The organism is Methyloversatilis universalis FAM5 (genome assembly GCF_000214035.2).
Classification (GTDB): Bacteria; Pseudomonadota; Gammaproteobacteria; order Burkholderiales; family Rhodocyclaceae; genus Methyloversatilis; species Methyloversatilis universalis.
On the sequence record NZ_AFHG01000036.1, the window covers coordinates 52,892 to 66,650 of the forward strand.

A 13,759-nucleotide genomic window follows, 5' to 3' on the forward strand; every position below is an offset into this window, starting at 1 on the left:
CGTGGCGAAGGCGAAAACCCAGTACGTCTGCAACGAGTGCGGTGCGGTCAGCCCGAAGTGGGCCGGCCAGTGCGCCGACTGCAAGGCCTGGAATTCGCTGGTTGAAACCGTGCCGGAGCAGGGCGGTGGCGGCCACCGTTTCGCCTCTCTGGCCGGGACCGCCAAGGTGCAGTCTCTGGCCGACATCCGGCCGCGCGAAGAACCGCGCCTGCCGACCGGCCTGGACGAATTCGACCGGGTACTGGGCGGTGGCCTGGTGCCCGGCGGCGTGGTGCTGATCGGTGGCGACCCGGGCATCGGCAAGTCGACGCTGCTGCTGCAGGCACTGGCCCAGCTCGCGCCGCGGGTACCGGCGCTCTACGTGACCGGCGAGGAATCGGGCGAACAGGTGGCGCTGCGCGCGCAGCGGCTGGCGCTCGACCCGGCCGGCCTGCAGCTGCTGGCCGAAATCAATCTGGAAAAGATCGGTGCCGCGCTGAACGATACGCGCCCGCGCGTGGTGGTGATCGATTCCATCCAGACCGTCTATTCCGAACAGCTCACGTCGGCGCCCGGTTCGGTCGCCCAGGTGCGCGAATGCGCGGCCCAGCTCACGCGGGCGGCCAAGCAGGCCGGACACAGCCTCATCCTGGTCGGCCACGTGACCAAGGAAGGTACGCTGGCAGGACCGCGCGTGCTCGAGCACATCGTGGACACGGTGCTCTATTTCGAAGGGGAAACCGGCTCCAGCTTCCGGCTGGTGCGCGCGTTCAAGAACCGCTATGGCGCAGTCAATGAACTGGGCGTGTTCGCGATGACCGAGCGCGGGCTGCGTGGCGTGTCCAACCCGTCAGCGCTCTTCCTGTCACAGCACGCGCAGCCGGTGCCCGGCGCCTGCGTGCTGGTGACCCAGGAAGGCACGCGGCCGCTGCTGGTGGAGATCCAGGCGCTGGTCGACAGCGCATACGGCAATCCGCGCCGCCTGACGGTGGGCCTGGATTCGGCCCGGCTGGCCATGCTGCTGGCGGTGCTGCACCGCCACGCCGGCGTGACCTGCGCGGATCAGGACGTGTTCGTGAATGCGGTGGGGGGCGTGAAGATCGGCGAGCCGGCGGGTGACCTCGCGGTGCTGCTGGCCATCGTGTCCTCGCTGAAGAACCGGCCGCTGCCGGCCAAGCTGGTCGCCTTCGGCGAAGTCGGTCTGGCCGGGGAGATCCGTCCCGCCCCGCGCGGACAGGAAAGACTGAAGGAAGCCGCAAAGCTCGGTTTCACTCACGCGCTGATTCCGAAGTCGAATGCGCCCAAGCAGCCGATCGACGGTCTCACCGTCATCGCGGTCGAGCGTATCGAAGAAGCGTTCGCGCGGCTGCGCGAACTGGACTGAGGCCGCTGCGGCGGACCCGCCAGGGTCCGCCGTACATTCAGGTCAGGGCTTGGGCGCCGGGTGCTCGGCGTGCGCCGTCCTGCGCAGCGACAGCCACACCGAGCCGCCGATCAGCGAAGCCACCACCAGCAGCGACAGCCAGATCGGAATCTTCACCAGATCGATCAGCAGCATCTTCATGCCGATGAAGATGAGCACAGCAGCCAGACCGTATTTCAGCAGCGAGAAGCGGTCAGCCATGCCGGACAGCAGGAAATACATCGCACGCAGGCCCAGGATCGCGAACACGTTCGAGGTGAGCACGATGAAGGGGTCGGTGGTGATGGCAAAGATGGCCGGGATCGAATCCACCGCGAACACCACATCGGACAGTTCCACCAGCACCAGCACCAGGAACAGCGGGGTGGCGTAGCGCACGCCGTCGCGCAGCACGAAGAAGCGTTCGCCCTCGAGCTCAGGGGTCACCTTCATGTGACCGCGCAGCCAGCGCAGCACCGGGTTCTTTTCCAGATCAGGCGCGTGGTCGGCAAACCACGCCATCTTGATGCCGGTCACCAGCAGGAAGGCGCCGAACAGATACAGCACCCAGTGGAAGCGCTCGATCAGCCAGGCGCCGCCGAAGATCATGCCGGCCCGCATCACGATGGCGCCGATAACGCCGTAAATGAGCACCCGCTTCTGCAGCTCCGCCGGAATGGCGAAGTAGCTGAACAGCATCAGCCAGACGAATACGTTATCGACCGCCAGCGATTTCTCGATCAGGTAGCCGGTAATGAATTCAAGCGTGCGTTCGTTGGCGGCTTCGCGCCCCAGCTGACCGTCCAGCGTCCACCAAAGGAAAGCGGCGAACAGCATGGCCACGCTGACCCAGATGAGAGACCAGATGCCGGCCTCGCGGAAGCTCACCACATGTTTCTTGCCGCCGCCGACCAGGAAGAGGTCGATGAACAGCATGCCCAGTACGACGGCCGAAAAGGCCGCCCACATCCAGCCGGTTGCAACGGTTTCCATCAGATCGAATCTCCGTCGGATCAAAGAAAAAAGGCCTTGTGTCCGCGCGCACACAAGGCCTTCCTTTGTCCGGAGTCGACCTTGCCGTCACGGCAAAGGTCTTGCTCATCCGCACTGTGCGGACCCGCGTGCCGGAAGCTGACGCTTCGTAATGACGACAGGCGGCGTGGAGCTACTCCCCTTCTGGAGCCGGATAGTGGCAGGGGCCAGGCCCCGCCGCTGTCAGCGCATTCCTACACGCGGCTGCTTCCTTCAGTGGGCGCCTTCTTCCGCCGCGAGCTTGCGCCGCATGCTGCGCAGGCCGAGCGCCGCCATGCCGGCGATGAGCGGAATGGACACCGCAGTCAGAATGTCCGGATTCACCGGCAGCGCGTACTTCGCGCCCTTGGCGACGTACTGCACCAGTTGCGACGCGTAATAGGTGATGGCGACGATGGACAGGCCTTCCACCGTTTCCTGCAGCCGCAGCTGAAGCTTGGCGCGCCGGTTCATCTGCGCCAGCAGTTCCTGGTTCTGCCGCTGCAGTTCGATGTCGACCCGGGTACGCAGCAGCTGCGAGTTGCGGGCAACCCGGCCGGACAGGTCTTCCTGCCGGCGGGCGATCGCCTCGCAGGTCGAAATCGCCGGCGTAAGCCGCCGGTCCATGAATTCGCCCATGGTCGGAAAGCCTTCGATGCGATGCTCGCGCAGTTCCGCGATGCGGCTGCGCACCAGACGGTAGTAGGCCTGGGCCGCACCGAAACGATAGGTGGTGCGGGCAACCGAATGTTCGACTTCGGCCGCCAGACGGGTCAGGTGAGACAGCACGCTGCGCTCGTCCTCGGCGGTCGATGCATTGCCCATGCCGTCCATCAGGTTGGCCAGTTCGCCTTCGGCGCGACCGAGCAGCCGTCCGACCTCCTTGGCGACCGGGAAGGCGAGCAGGGCGATCACGCGATAGGTCTCGATCTCCAGCAGGCGCTGCACCGTACGCCCGGCCTGACGCGGCGTGAGGCGTTCATCCAGCACGGTATAGCGCGACCAGCCGTCGGTCAGCACGAAGTCGGTAAATACCCAGGCGGCGCCATCGGACACCTGGGCGCCCACAGCCTGACGGCCGCTGGCGATCAGCCTGTCCATGACCGCGCGCGGCGGCAGATCGGCGGTCGAGCGCAGCTCGATGTGCGTGGCCACCATCAGCTGACCGGGCAGGGCGTCGAACCAGGCTGACGGCACGACGCCGAGCGCGCCCCGGCTGCCGTCCTCGTCGGCGGCCGGGGCGCGGAAGAAGGCGTAGCTGGAGAATTCGTTGTGGCGCTCCCACTTCAGCCGGAAATCGCCGACGTCCAGCTGCAGGTGGCCGCCGTCGGACTGCGGAAGCGGTCGCGCGTACGCGTCCGCCAGCGCCTGCAGATGGCGCAGTTCGTCGTCCTCCTGCAGCCCGTCGTGCATCAGTGCCACATAGGACACCAGTTGCGGATGGCTGACCGGCACCGGCGGGCGCGCGTGCACCTCGTTGTTCAGTTTGTAGCGGAGCGGATGTTCGGCCGGACGGTGCGTGGAAGCGGGCGTGGATGACGACATGAATCAAGCGCGCGAATGTAAGAACCTTCATTGTGCAGGAGGCCGACCCGCTTCGGGCGCCGCGAACGCGGCCGTGACGGATTTCACGCGATGCCGCGCCACGGCTGCCGTCCGCCGGCTGCTGTCCGCCGTTCGTCCTGCTTCGGTCGAGATTGCGGCGACATTGATTTAACCTCGATTTACACAATTTCGTGAATTGCGTTCATCGCCATGACAGTCGCCCGGACATTCCAGCGGGGCTTTTCGCTGATCGAGCTCGCCATCGTGGTGGCGCTGCTCGCCATTCTCGCGGCGATGGCCATGCCTGCGTTTCAGGGTTTCATTGCGTCGAACCGGCTGACCGCGGAATCGAACGAAATGCTGGCCGCGCTGAATCTGGCGCGGTCGGAAGCGGTACGCATACAGCGGCGCGTCATCCTGTGCCGGGTGGCGACTTCCGGCGGCCTGGTCACGCTGACCGCCTCGTCCGGCTGCGTGACCGCAGCCGACGGTGCGCCATGGCAGGGCTGGGCCGTATTCGTGGATAACGATTCGGATGGCACCTTCGACGCCGGCGAAACGCTGCTGCGCAGCGAGGCCATCACCGCCAGCGGTCTGGTGTTCTCGTCCGACAATGCACTGGGTACCGCCGGCAACCGCATCGTGTTCCGCCCGGATGGCCTGGCCCGTGCGGTCGATTCGGCCGCCCTGCAGGCCGCGACGATCACGGTGTGCGACAGCAGCGGTGTGCTCACCGGCGAGAACGCGCGCAACGTAGCGCTGCTCGCCGGCAGCCGGATCGCAGTCACCCGCGCCACCATCACCAATTGCGGCGTTGTGCCGGAACCGCCGACATCCACCACGGAGACCACGCAATGAACGGGCCCCGACGCATCCAGCAGGGCGTGTCGCTGATCGAGGTTCTGGTGGCGCTGTTTGTGCTCGCTTTCGGCATGCTGGGTATCGCCGGCATGCAGACCATGGCGATGAAGGCAAACCAGAGTGCATTCGAACGCAACGCCGTGGTCATTTCGGCCAATTCGATTGCGGAGCGCATGCGCAGCAACCAGGCCGCGGCCCGCACCGGCGGTTACAACCGCACGATGCCGACCGGTGCATGCACGGCCCCCTCGGGGACTGACCGGGTTTCTGTCGATACCAGCCGATGGCTGGATGAACTGAACCGGAACTTCGGAACGACCGCGTGCGGTGCGATCAACTGCGCCGGCACGCCGGCGTTCTGCCGCATCACCGTTCGCTGGGACGACAGCCGGGTCGCCAACGGCGGGGCGGCGCAAACCTTTGAAGTGGATGTGCGCATATGAAGCAGAGCGCTTTCAGGCAGGCGGGCGTTTCTCTGGTCGAGGTCATGGTTGCGCTCGCGCTCGGTCTGGTCGTGTCGGTCGGCGCCATATCGGTCGTGATCGGTAACCGTCAGGCCTACCGCACCACCGAATCGCTGGCCCGGGTGCAGGAAACCACCCGTGTCGCCTTCGACCTGATGTCGCGTGATCTGAGATCCGCCGGCGTCAATGCGTGCAGCGGCGGCGTGCGGGTCATGAATCTGCTGAATTCGCCGACCACCAACTGGTGGTCCGACTGGACCGGCGGTCTGCGCGGCTTCAACGACACCGACGCGGCCGGCGCGGTGGCCATCGGCACCGGCGTCGGTCAGCGGGTCAGCGGTACCGATGTGATCCAGATCATGCATGGCGCATCGAATGCGCTGCCGGTGCGTGCCCACAACGCGACCGCGTCGGCCACAACGGTGGGCAGCCTGAGCGTACCGGCCTACTCGATCGCACTGGAGCGCCCGAACGGCCAGGCGCACTCGTTTGCACCGGGCGATCTCATGGTGGTGTGCGACTACGAGGACACCACGATTTTCCAGGCCTCCGCCATCGATACCGCGTCGAATTCCGTGGCGCACGCGGCAAGCACCGGATCGCCGGGCAATTGCGGCACCAAGATGGGTTTCGGCAGCAGTTGTGCCGCGGCACCGGTGAGGTCTTTCGTCCCCGGATCCTCGGTCATGCGCTTCGAGCCGGTCGCATGGTTCGTCGGCAACAACGGACGTACCGGCACCCAGAGCAGCCCGACCTCGCTCTACCGCATCAGCGTGCGCGGCAACGGCACCGGAACGGCCGCCCCGGTGGTGGAAGAAGTGGTTGAGGGGGTGCGCGATCTGCAGGTCTGGTACGTCCTCGGCACCGACTACCTGACCGCCAACCAGATCACCACCACCGCGAACTGGGAACTGGTAACCGGCGTCGAGATACGGCTGGTGATCGAGTCACCCGAAAGCGGCACCACGTCGGGGGCAGCAGCAAATCGGCTCACCCGTACGCTGATTCACATGGTCAATCTGAGGAACCGGGTGCCATGAAAGCCCACTATGTCCGGCCGATCGATCGGCAACGCGGTGCGACGCTGCTGATCGCGCTGGTGCTGCTGGTGGTGATGACACTGCTCGGCCTGTCCAGCATACGCAGCACCAGCATGCAGGAACGCATGGGTGCGAATCTCTACGACCGCAGCCTGGCTTTCCAGGCGGTCGAGTCCGCACTGCGTGAAGCGGAGGCGACCATTTCGATCAATACGGTGGTGACCAATTCGAACGGACTGTACTGCCCGCCCAACGGCATACCGCCGTCGTGCGCCGTACCCGGCCCCTCCGCGACCCAGAGCGCGACAAGTGGCAGCGGAGGCGGGACAACGCCCCCGGAAGTGGTGTTCGTCGAACGCTGGAAGGACACCGGCACGCAGTGGACCGCGGCGTCCGGCTGGTGGAACAGCGTCGATAGCGCGATGAAGGCCCGCCTCGGCGGCACCAATCGCAGACCGGAATACATCATCGAATACATGGGCGAGTCGGAAGACGGCACCGGCTGCGGCCGTCGCAATGACACCAGCTGCCGCGGCCCGCGCTACCGGGTGACCGCCCGCATGCCCGAGGTCGATGGCCTGCCCAACGTCATTCTCCAGACCAGTTACCGGCCCTGATTCTTTCGGAGCACACGCATGACGAATACTCTCAAATATGCAGGGAGCGCCCCGCGCAGGTTGAACGCCGCACTGCTTGCCGCATTCGCCATCGCGCTGCCGGTTCAGGCCGCGACCGACATTTCCAGCCAGCCGCTGGTGCTGAACGTCACGGCGGCGCCCAACGTGCTGATGATCCTGGACAACTCGGGGTCGATGGCATCGGAAATGCTGCCGGATGACTTCTACAACACCTTTTCGATCGACTTCGCGCTGAAGCCGACCAACGATACTGGCGAGATCGTTGCCGATTACGACGACCTCAACATCTTCAATCTGGCGACGCGGACCGCCTGGCTGAACAGGATCTATTACGACCCGACGGTTACCTACAAGCCGTGGACCAAGGCGGACGGCAGTGCATATGACCCTGCGACGCCAACGGCTGCGCCTGCAGAGCCTGGTTCCAGCTCGCTGCTCGATCTGACGAGCCAGACCTCACGCACCTTCAAGTGGCGCAAGAACACGTCGGTGACGACTTTCTCGTTCAGTTCATCCGCGATTCCGCGCAACCGGGCCTGTGCGAGCAACAACGACACCTGCTCTCTCACGTTCTGGCCGATCACCTTCTTCGTGCACAAGGGGACAGGCTCGATCTATGAGCGGGGCAACTACTACCGCTACCGCATTCAGGGCAGCACCGCCTATCGCAAGGATCTCGCTGACGGGACCGAAGTGACCGTATCCAGCTTTTCCTGGCCGAACGGCGTCACCCGCACCGTAACTCAGGAAATCCAGAACTTCGCCAACTGGTACACCTACGGCCGCACCCGGATGAATTCCGCCAAGGGCGGCGTGAGCTTTGCGTTCTCTACCCTGGGTCAGAACTACCGCGTCGGTTTCCGCACCATCAACGGCACCAGCGGCTGGCTCAGCATTCCAACGACCGGTACGTTTTCCGATACCAACAGAACCAACTTCTTCACCAAGCTGTTCGCTGCAACGCCCTCCGGTCTGACGCCGCTGCGCAAGTCACTGCTGGACGCAGGCGAATACTTCAAGACCTCAGCCCCCTGGGGACCGGATGTGGCAGGCGCTCCGCTCGGGTGCCGGCAGGCCTTCACCATCATGACGACCGATGGTTACTACAACACCACGACCGACAGCGACATTACCGCGGTAAATTCGAGCATCGGGAATGCGGACGGTGGCAAGGGGCGTCCCTACGCAGACACCTACTCGCTGACGCTGGCGGACATCGCCATGCATTACTACGACACCGATCTGCAGACCACGATCGCGGACAAGGTGCCGACCAGCGGCGAGGACCCGAACAACCGCCAGCACATGAACACCTTCGCCGTCGCCTTCGGCCTGAAAGGTACGCTGGATCCGACCTCGGATCTTCCGGCGCTGACTGCAGGCACGAAGTCGTGGCCGAATCCGACGCTGAGTGACACCGCCAAGCTGGATGATCTCTGGCACGCAACGGTGAACGGGCGCGGGCGCTTCGTCAGTGCCGCTGATCCGACCGAGTTTGCCAACGGTCTGAAGGCGGCGCTGGACACCATCGTTGCCCGCACGGCCTCTTCGTCCAATCTCGGCGTGTCCTCCGCCCAGCTGCGGCAGGGCAGCCGCGTGTACCAGGCCCGTTTCACCAGCGAAGTCTGGACCGGCGACATCTGGGCCTTCCAGGTCGGCACCGATGGCAACCTGCAGACCACCGCCAACTGGAAGGCATCGGAACAGATTCCGGCCCCGTCGGCGCGCAGCATCTACACCCGCAATGGCAGCAGCTCGGTCGATTTCACCTGGAGCAATCTGAGTGATGCGCAGAAGGCGGCACTTGGCAACAACAGTGCGGTGCTCGATTACCTGCGCGGCGTACGCACCGGGGAGGCGTCCGAGGGCGGCCTGTTCCGCAACCGCAATCAGCTGATCGGCGACATCGTGCATTCGTCGCCGGTCTTTGTCGGTACGCCGGACAATTTCGGGTACGAGCGCTTCTCCTGGAGCGGCGCCTCGACCTACCAGGACTATCGCGCCTTGCGCGCGAGCCGCACGCCGATGCTGTACGTGAATGCGAATGACGGCATGACGCATGCTTTCAATGCGAACACCGGCGCCGAGGTGTTCGCCTATGTGCCGTCGTCGGCGCTGGCGCAGATGAAGACGCTCACCCAGACGAATTACAGCCATCAGTTCATCAATGACGGTGCCATCACTGTGGCGGACGTGTTCGACTCCAGCGGCAGCGTCGGAAACTGGCGCAGCCTGCTGGTGAGCTCTACCGGTCGCGGCGGACGTCAGCTGTATGCGCTGGACGTGACCGACCCCACTGTTCCGGCTTCCGGCGCGGCCGCTGCCCGGGTGAAATGGGAGTTCTCGCACAGCGATTTCGGCCGGTTCACCGGCAAGCCGGTGGTGGCCCGGATGAACAATGGCGTGTGGGCGGTCATCGTCGGCAACGGCTACAACAGCGATCAGTACAAGGGCTTCCTGTTCGTCATCAATGCGCTGACCGGCGAGCTCATCTCGACCATAGACACCGGCGCCTGCCCGACGACCGACTCGCCCTGCGTGAGCAATGGCCTGGCCGAAGTGACGACCTGGGACGACGACGACGACGGGGACGTCGACTACATCTATGCCGGCGATCTGCGCGGCAATCTGTGGCGCTTCGATGTCACCTCCGCGACGCCATCAAACTGGGGAGTGTCCTTCGGAACCGCTTCCAGCCCGCTGCCGCTGTTCCGCGCGGTCGACTCGGCCGGAACGCCGCAACCCATCACCTCACGCGTCGAGGTGATGCTCGATCCGTCTACCGGCGTGCGCTGGGTGTCCTTCGGCACCGGCCAGTTCCTGAGCACCACCGACCGCAACAGTCGCGCGGTCCAGAGCTGGTACGGCCTGTACGACAACTATCTGAGCGGCACCACCACCAGTCCGGTGGTCGGTCGTACCAATCTGGCCGAACGCCGGGTCATCAAGGAAGAAACGCAGACTACCGGTACCGGCGACACCGCGACCTCGGTGAAAGTGCGCGTCATTTCTGCGCCGGGCGACGACGTGGGTGGTCAGGCCATCACCAATGCCGATGGCGCCTACATCCGCAAGGGCTGGTACCTCGACCTGCTGCCCGACACCCGCACCGCTGCGGGCGAGCGCATGATCTACGGCGTGCAGGCGTTTGGCGGCGCCCTTTTCGCGACATCGGCCATTCCTGCCGACGATCCCTGCACACCGGGCGGTTCCGGCTGGCTGATGGGTATCAATCCCTATACCGGCGGCCGGCTGAACGCCGATCTGTTCGCGAACCGCGCACAGGTGACCATCACCTCGGGTGAAACGTCGAACCGCTACTATGTCAGCGCAGTCAGCACCGGCTCCATGCCGTCCAGTCCGATTCTGGTGCGCAACGAAGGCAGCGGCGGCACCACGACCGGGGGCAGCACCGGCGGTTCGGGCAATACAGGCACCGATACCGGCGGCACCACCGGAGGCAGTGGCGGCAGCTCGTCCGGCAGCACCGTCGGACGGTCGGACGCATTGGTCAATACGTCCGACCTCGGTATCCTGCGCGAACGTCTGAATCTGCCCGACCGCTTCGGCCGCATATCCTGGCGCGAACTGATCAACGACTGACCCGGACCGACAACGGAAAGCACACATGAAACGCACGCGCGCAGGCCTTCAGGCCGGTGTCACACTGATCGAACTGATGATCGTCGTGGTCATCATCGGGATTCTGTCCGCCATCGCCTATCCGAATTACACGCAGTACGTGATAGACAGCAGGCGGGCAACCGCGGCCGCCTGCCTGACCCAGCAGGCACAGGTGCTCGAGCGCTTCTTCACCACCAATCTCACCTATGTCGGGGGCGATGGCGATGCCAACGCAAACGGCACACGCGATCTGAACGAACTGCAGTGCGTCACGGACCTGACCAACTTCTATACCTTCGGCGTGACGATCAGCAACGCCAGTCCGCGCCAGTTCTCGATCACCGCCGCCCCTCGTAACGCACAGCAGAGCAACGATTCGAAATGCGGCTGTTCGCTTGCTCTGGATCAGGCCGGTACCAAGGGCGCGAGCGGTACGCCGTCCCGCTGTTCGACCGGCGCCGGTGTCACGGCCTGCTGGAAGTAGGCGGATCAGGCAGAGCGGACACACAGTTTCACCGGCCGGCCGCAGAGGGGGCGCTCAAGCTGCAAGGTGAAGCGGCCGTAAACCGTTGATCCACCCTGAAAGTGCTGTTCATGACCGGCCCTCGAACCATGGCGGGCTTTTCGCTTCTGGAACTGATGATCGTGATCGCCATCCTGTCGGTGATCGCGGCCTTTGCCGTTCCGTCCTTCCAGTCGCTGATCACGCTGAACCGTCTGTCCAGCGAAGCCAACGAACTGCTTGCCGGCCTCGGGCAGGCGCGGAGCGAGGCGATCCGCCTGAACAGGCGGGCCATACTCTGTCGCGCCGCAGTGGCAGCGGGCGGGCAGGTGGATGCGGCCGGTGGCTGCGTGAGCGGCACCGATCGCTGGGGCGGCTGGATGATTTTCATCGATGCGGACAGCAGCGGCAGCTACAACCCGAACGCCACGACCAATCCGGATGAGGTACTGGTGCGCGCGCACGTGTTCAACGGCGCGCAGATGCAGATCGGTTCAAGTGCCGGCCTTTCCGGTGCAGGCAACCGCATCGTGTTCCGCCCGGATGGCCTGGCACGTGCGGCAGGGCAGACCACGCTCCAGACCGCCACGGTGCGCATCTGCGAGCCGTCTTCATCTCTTCAGCAGAATGCGCGCGATGTGCGGATCGGTGGCGGCAGCCGCATCAGCGTGACCCGGACGACTTCGTCCAGCTGCAGCGCTCCTGGAAACGGCTGATGAAGGTACGTGGCGCGCAGAGCGGCATTTCGCTGATCGAGGTCATGGTGGCCGTGTTCGTGCTCGCCATCGGCATGCTGGGCATGGCCGGACTGCAGATGGCTTCACTGCGCTCAAACCAGAGCTCGTATGAGCGCAGTGCCGCGGTGCTGGCTGCCTACACCATGATCGACCGCCTGCGCGCGGACATCACCGCCGCCCGCGCCGGCAGTTACAACCTGGCCCTTCCGGCCAACAGCTGCACGATTCCGTCGGGCAGCACCTTTCCCGCCACCCAGCTTGCGGCCTGGCTGACCGACCTGCAGACCAGCATGGGCTCATCCGCCTGCGGCGGGGTGACCTGCACCACCGGCGCCACCGCGACCTGCGTCATCAGCGTTCGCTGGGATGACAGTCGGGTTCGCGGCGGTCGTACCAATCAGACCTTCTCGATCGAGGCAAGGCTGTGAAGCGGGCGGGGCAGCGCGGCAGCACGCTGGTTGAACTGATGATCGCACTGGCCATCGGACTGTTCATCACGGCCGCCGCGATTGGCGTGATGCTGGGCAACCGCCAGACCTACGACACCACCGAGGGGCTTTCGCGCATCCAGGAATCGGCACGCATGGCTTTCGAACTGCTCGCGCGGGATGTGCGCGAAGCCGGGCTGAATTCCTGCGGCGGCGCGCTGCAGTTCGTCAATGTGCTGAACAATCCGTCCTCCCTCTGGTGGACCCAGTGGAACGGCGGCCTTCGCGGTTACGGCGGTACCGAAGCGTTTTCCGGCGCGCCGATCGGCACTGCCGCAGGCCAGCGCGTGAGCGGTACCGCGGCACTGCAGGTGATGCGCAGCGGCAGCCAGCCCCAGACCGTGGCCGCGCACGACACCAGCACCCGCACCTTCACCCTCAGTCCGGCCAACGACGCGCTGGCCGCGGGCGATCTGGCCATCGTCTGCAACTTCAGTCAGGCCAGCCTGTTCCAGGTGTCGGCCGCCACGGCCACGACGGTTTCGCACGACACCGGCGGTACGCCGGGCAACTGCAGCCGCGGCTTGGGCTTCGCAGATCCGCCGGACTGCAGCACCACCGGGCAGACTTACCGCTTCGAAGCCAACGCAGTGCTGATGAAGCTCGAATCGCTGGCCTGGTATGTCGGCAATACCGGCCGCGCCGGCACCACCGCGCGCTCCCTGTTCCGGGTGGCGCCACAGAACAACGCCGGCACCCTGACGCTGGTCGCCGAAGAGGTGCTCGAGGGGGTAATCGATCTGCAGCTGGACTACCTTCTGGAAGGCACCACCGCCTTCGTCCCGGCGGCATCGGTCACCAACTGGAACGCGGTCACCGGCGTACGCATCCGGCTGCAGATCGAGGAGCCGGACCGTCCGGCGGCGGTGACCGACCGGGTACGACGTACCATGACCCATGTGGTCACGCTCCGGAACCGCATGTCATGAGTCGGTCAAACGCCTTCCGTCAGCATGGCGTCACCCTGGTGGTGGCGCTGATGCTGCTGATCGCTGTCACGCTGCTGGGCCTGGCCAGCATGCGCGGCACCGGCATGCAGGAACGCATGAGCGCCAACCTGTACGACCGCGCCATCGCCTTTCAGGCCGCTGAATCCGCACTGCGCGAGGCGGAAACCCTGCTCGCGTCCGGCACCGCCGGCCCGTTTGACGGCACGGTCGCCGGGCTGTTCGGCAAGCCGGATCCGGCAGGCAGCGGATTCAAGAACCGCTGGGACAACAGCGCCACCGCGTGGGCCAGCGCCAGCACCTGGTGGACCGCGGCGGATGCGGGCACCCGTGCCCGCGCGGCCGGTGCACCGCAGTACATCATCGAGGATCTCGGCATGTGGCCATCGACGCCGGATTGCGACACCGTGACCACCATCGCGTCCGACTGCCTCAAGCCGCGCTACCGCATCACCGCGCGCAGTGCGCAGGTCGCAGGCCGTCCGGTGGTGCTGCTGCAGACAACCTACCGACCCTGAGAC

At 65.3% G+C, this 13,759-nt stretch carries 13 protein-coding genes; 11 read left to right on the plus strand and 2 right to left on the minus strand.

Annotation, left to right across the window (positions count from 1 at the left end; all coding sequences use genetic code 11):
• Position 1 precedes the first annotated feature (1 nt).
• Positions 2-1,363: a DNA repair protein RadA gene (gene radA / locus METUNV1_RS05805; protein ID WP_008059753.1), complete on the plus strand. Its 1,362-nt coding sequence runs from the start codon at positions 2-4 to the stop codon at positions 1,361-1,363.
• A gap of 42 nt (positions 1,364-1,405) precedes the next feature.
• Here the strand turns inward: radA and METUNV1_RS05810 are convergent, their stop codons facing one another.
• Positions 1,406-2,374, minus strand: coding sequence for a TerC family protein (locus tag METUNV1_RS05810; RefSeq protein ID WP_008059755.1), 969 nt, complete (start codon positions 2,372-2,374; stop codon positions 1,406-1,408).
• 252 nt (positions 2,375-2,626) lie between these two features.
• Positions 2,627-3,937, minus strand: coding sequence for a DUF3422 family protein (locus METUNV1_RS05815; protein WP_008059757.1), 1,311 nt, complete (start codon positions 3,935-3,937; stop codon positions 2,627-2,629).
• A gap of 210 nt (positions 3,938-4,147) precedes the next feature.
• On the opposite strand from METUNV1_RS05815, the gene METUNV1_RS05820 reads away from it, so the two are divergent.
• The 10 genes from METUNV1_RS05820 (at position 4,148) to METUNV1_RS05865 (ending at position 13,756) form a co-directional block, all read left to right on the plus strand.
• Positions 4,148-4,795 (plus strand): GspH/FimT family pseudopilin, encoded by a 648-nt coding sequence (locus METUNV1_RS05820; RefSeq protein ID WP_008059761.1) that lies wholly within the window; start codon positions 4,148-4,150, stop codon positions 4,793-4,795.
• The gene (gene pilV / locus METUNV1_RS05825) at positions 4,792-5,241 is read left to right on the plus strand and encodes a type IV pilus modification protein PilV (RefSeq protein ID WP_043359190.1); all 450 of its coding nucleotides are present in this window, start codon (positions 4,792-4,794) and stop codon (positions 5,239-5,241) included. The genes METUNV1_RS05820 and pilV (METUNV1_RS05825) overlap by 4 nt, the downstream gene beginning before the upstream one ends.
• Positions 5,238-6,302, plus strand: a complete 1,065-nt coding sequence (locus METUNV1_RS05830; RefSeq protein ID WP_008059764.1) for a PilW family protein — start codon at positions 5,238-5,240, stop codon at positions 6,300-6,302. Before pilV (METUNV1_RS05825) ends, METUNV1_RS05830 begins: the two co-directional genes overlap by 4 nt.
• The gene (locus METUNV1_RS05835; RefSeq protein WP_008059767.1) at positions 6,299-6,919 is read left to right on the plus strand and encodes a pilus assembly PilX family protein; all 621 of its coding nucleotides are present in this window, start codon (positions 6,299-6,301) and stop codon (positions 6,917-6,919) included. The genes METUNV1_RS05830 and METUNV1_RS05835 overlap by 4 nt, the downstream gene beginning before the upstream one ends.
• Before the next feature lie 18 nt (positions 6,920-6,937).
• The gene (locus tag METUNV1_RS05840) at positions 6,938-10,543 is read left to right on the plus strand and encodes a pilus assembly protein (RefSeq protein ID WP_051165279.1); all 3,606 of its coding nucleotides are present in this window, start codon (positions 6,938-6,940) and stop codon (positions 10,541-10,543) included.
• 25 nt (positions 10,544-10,568) lie between these two features.
• Positions 10,569-11,048, plus strand: a complete 480-nt coding sequence (locus tag METUNV1_RS05845; protein ID WP_008059771.1) for a type IV pilin protein — start codon at positions 10,569-10,571, stop codon at positions 11,046-11,048.
• Between the two features lie 110 nt (positions 11,049-11,158).
• Positions 11,159-11,782, plus strand: coding sequence for a GspH/FimT family pseudopilin (locus METUNV1_RS05850; RefSeq protein ID WP_043359230.1), 624 nt, complete (start codon positions 11,159-11,161; stop codon positions 11,780-11,782).
• A complete protein-coding gene (gene pilV / locus METUNV1_RS05855) occupies positions 11,782-12,231 on the plus strand; it encodes a type IV pilus modification protein PilV (RefSeq protein WP_008059776.1) in 450 nt (149 codons plus the stop codon). Before METUNV1_RS05850 ends, pilV (METUNV1_RS05855) begins: the two co-directional genes overlap by 1 nt.
• Entirely contained in the window at positions 12,228-13,220 is a 993-nt protein-coding gene (locus METUNV1_RS05860; RefSeq protein ID WP_008059778.1) for a prepilin-type N-terminal cleavage/methylation domain-containing protein, read from the plus strand. Before pilV (METUNV1_RS05855) ends, METUNV1_RS05860 begins: the two co-directional genes overlap by 4 nt.
• Positions 13,217-13,756: a pilus assembly PilX family protein gene (locus METUNV1_RS05865; protein ID WP_008059780.1), complete on the plus strand. Its 540-nt coding sequence runs from the start codon at positions 13,217-13,219 to the stop codon at positions 13,754-13,756. Before METUNV1_RS05860 ends, METUNV1_RS05865 begins: the two co-directional genes overlap by 4 nt.
• Positions 13,757-13,759: the final 3 nt, after the last annotated feature.

Coding starts and splice junctions, on each gene's coding strand:
- METUNV1_RS05810 (WP_008059755.1), bottom strand. CDS start 2,374: ATGGAAACCGTTGCAACCGGCTGGATGTGGGCGGCCTTTTCGGCCGTC.
- METUNV1_RS05830 (WP_008059764.1), top strand. CDS start 5,238: ATGAAGCAGAGCGCTTTCAGGCAGGCGGGCGTTTCTCTGGTCGAGGTC.
- METUNV1_RS05815 (WP_008059757.1), bottom strand. CDS start 3,937: ATGTCGTCATCCACGCCCGCTTCCACGCACCGTCCGGCCGAACATCCG.
- METUNV1_RS05820 (WP_008059761.1), top strand. CDS start 4,148: ATGACAGTCGCCCGGACATTCCAGCGGGGCTTTTCGCTGATCGAGCTC.
- METUNV1_RS05835 (WP_008059767.1), top strand. CDS start 6,299: ATGAAAGCCCACTATGTCCGGCCGATCGATCGGCAACGCGGTGCGACG.
- METUNV1_RS05850 (WP_043359230.1), top strand. CDS start 11,159: ATGACCGGCCCTCGAACCATGGCGGGCTTTTCGCTTCTGGAACTGATG.
- METUNV1_RS05840 (WP_051165279.1), top strand. CDS start 6,938: ATGACGAATACTCTCAAATATGCAGGGAGCGCCCCGCGCAGGTTGAAC.
- pilV (WP_043359190.1), top strand. CDS start 4,792: ATGAACGGGCCCCGACGCATCCAGCAGGGCGTGTCGCTGATCGAGGTT.
- METUNV1_RS05865 (WP_008059780.1), top strand. CDS start 13,217: ATGAGTCGGTCAAACGCCTTCCGTCAGCATGGCGTCACCCTGGTGGTG.
- METUNV1_RS05845 (WP_008059771.1), top strand. CDS start 10,569: ATGAAACGCACGCGCGCAGGCCTTCAGGCCGGTGTCACACTGATCGAA.
- pilV (WP_008059776.1), top strand. CDS start 11,782: ATGAAGGTACGTGGCGCGCAGAGCGGCATTTCGCTGATCGAGGTCATG.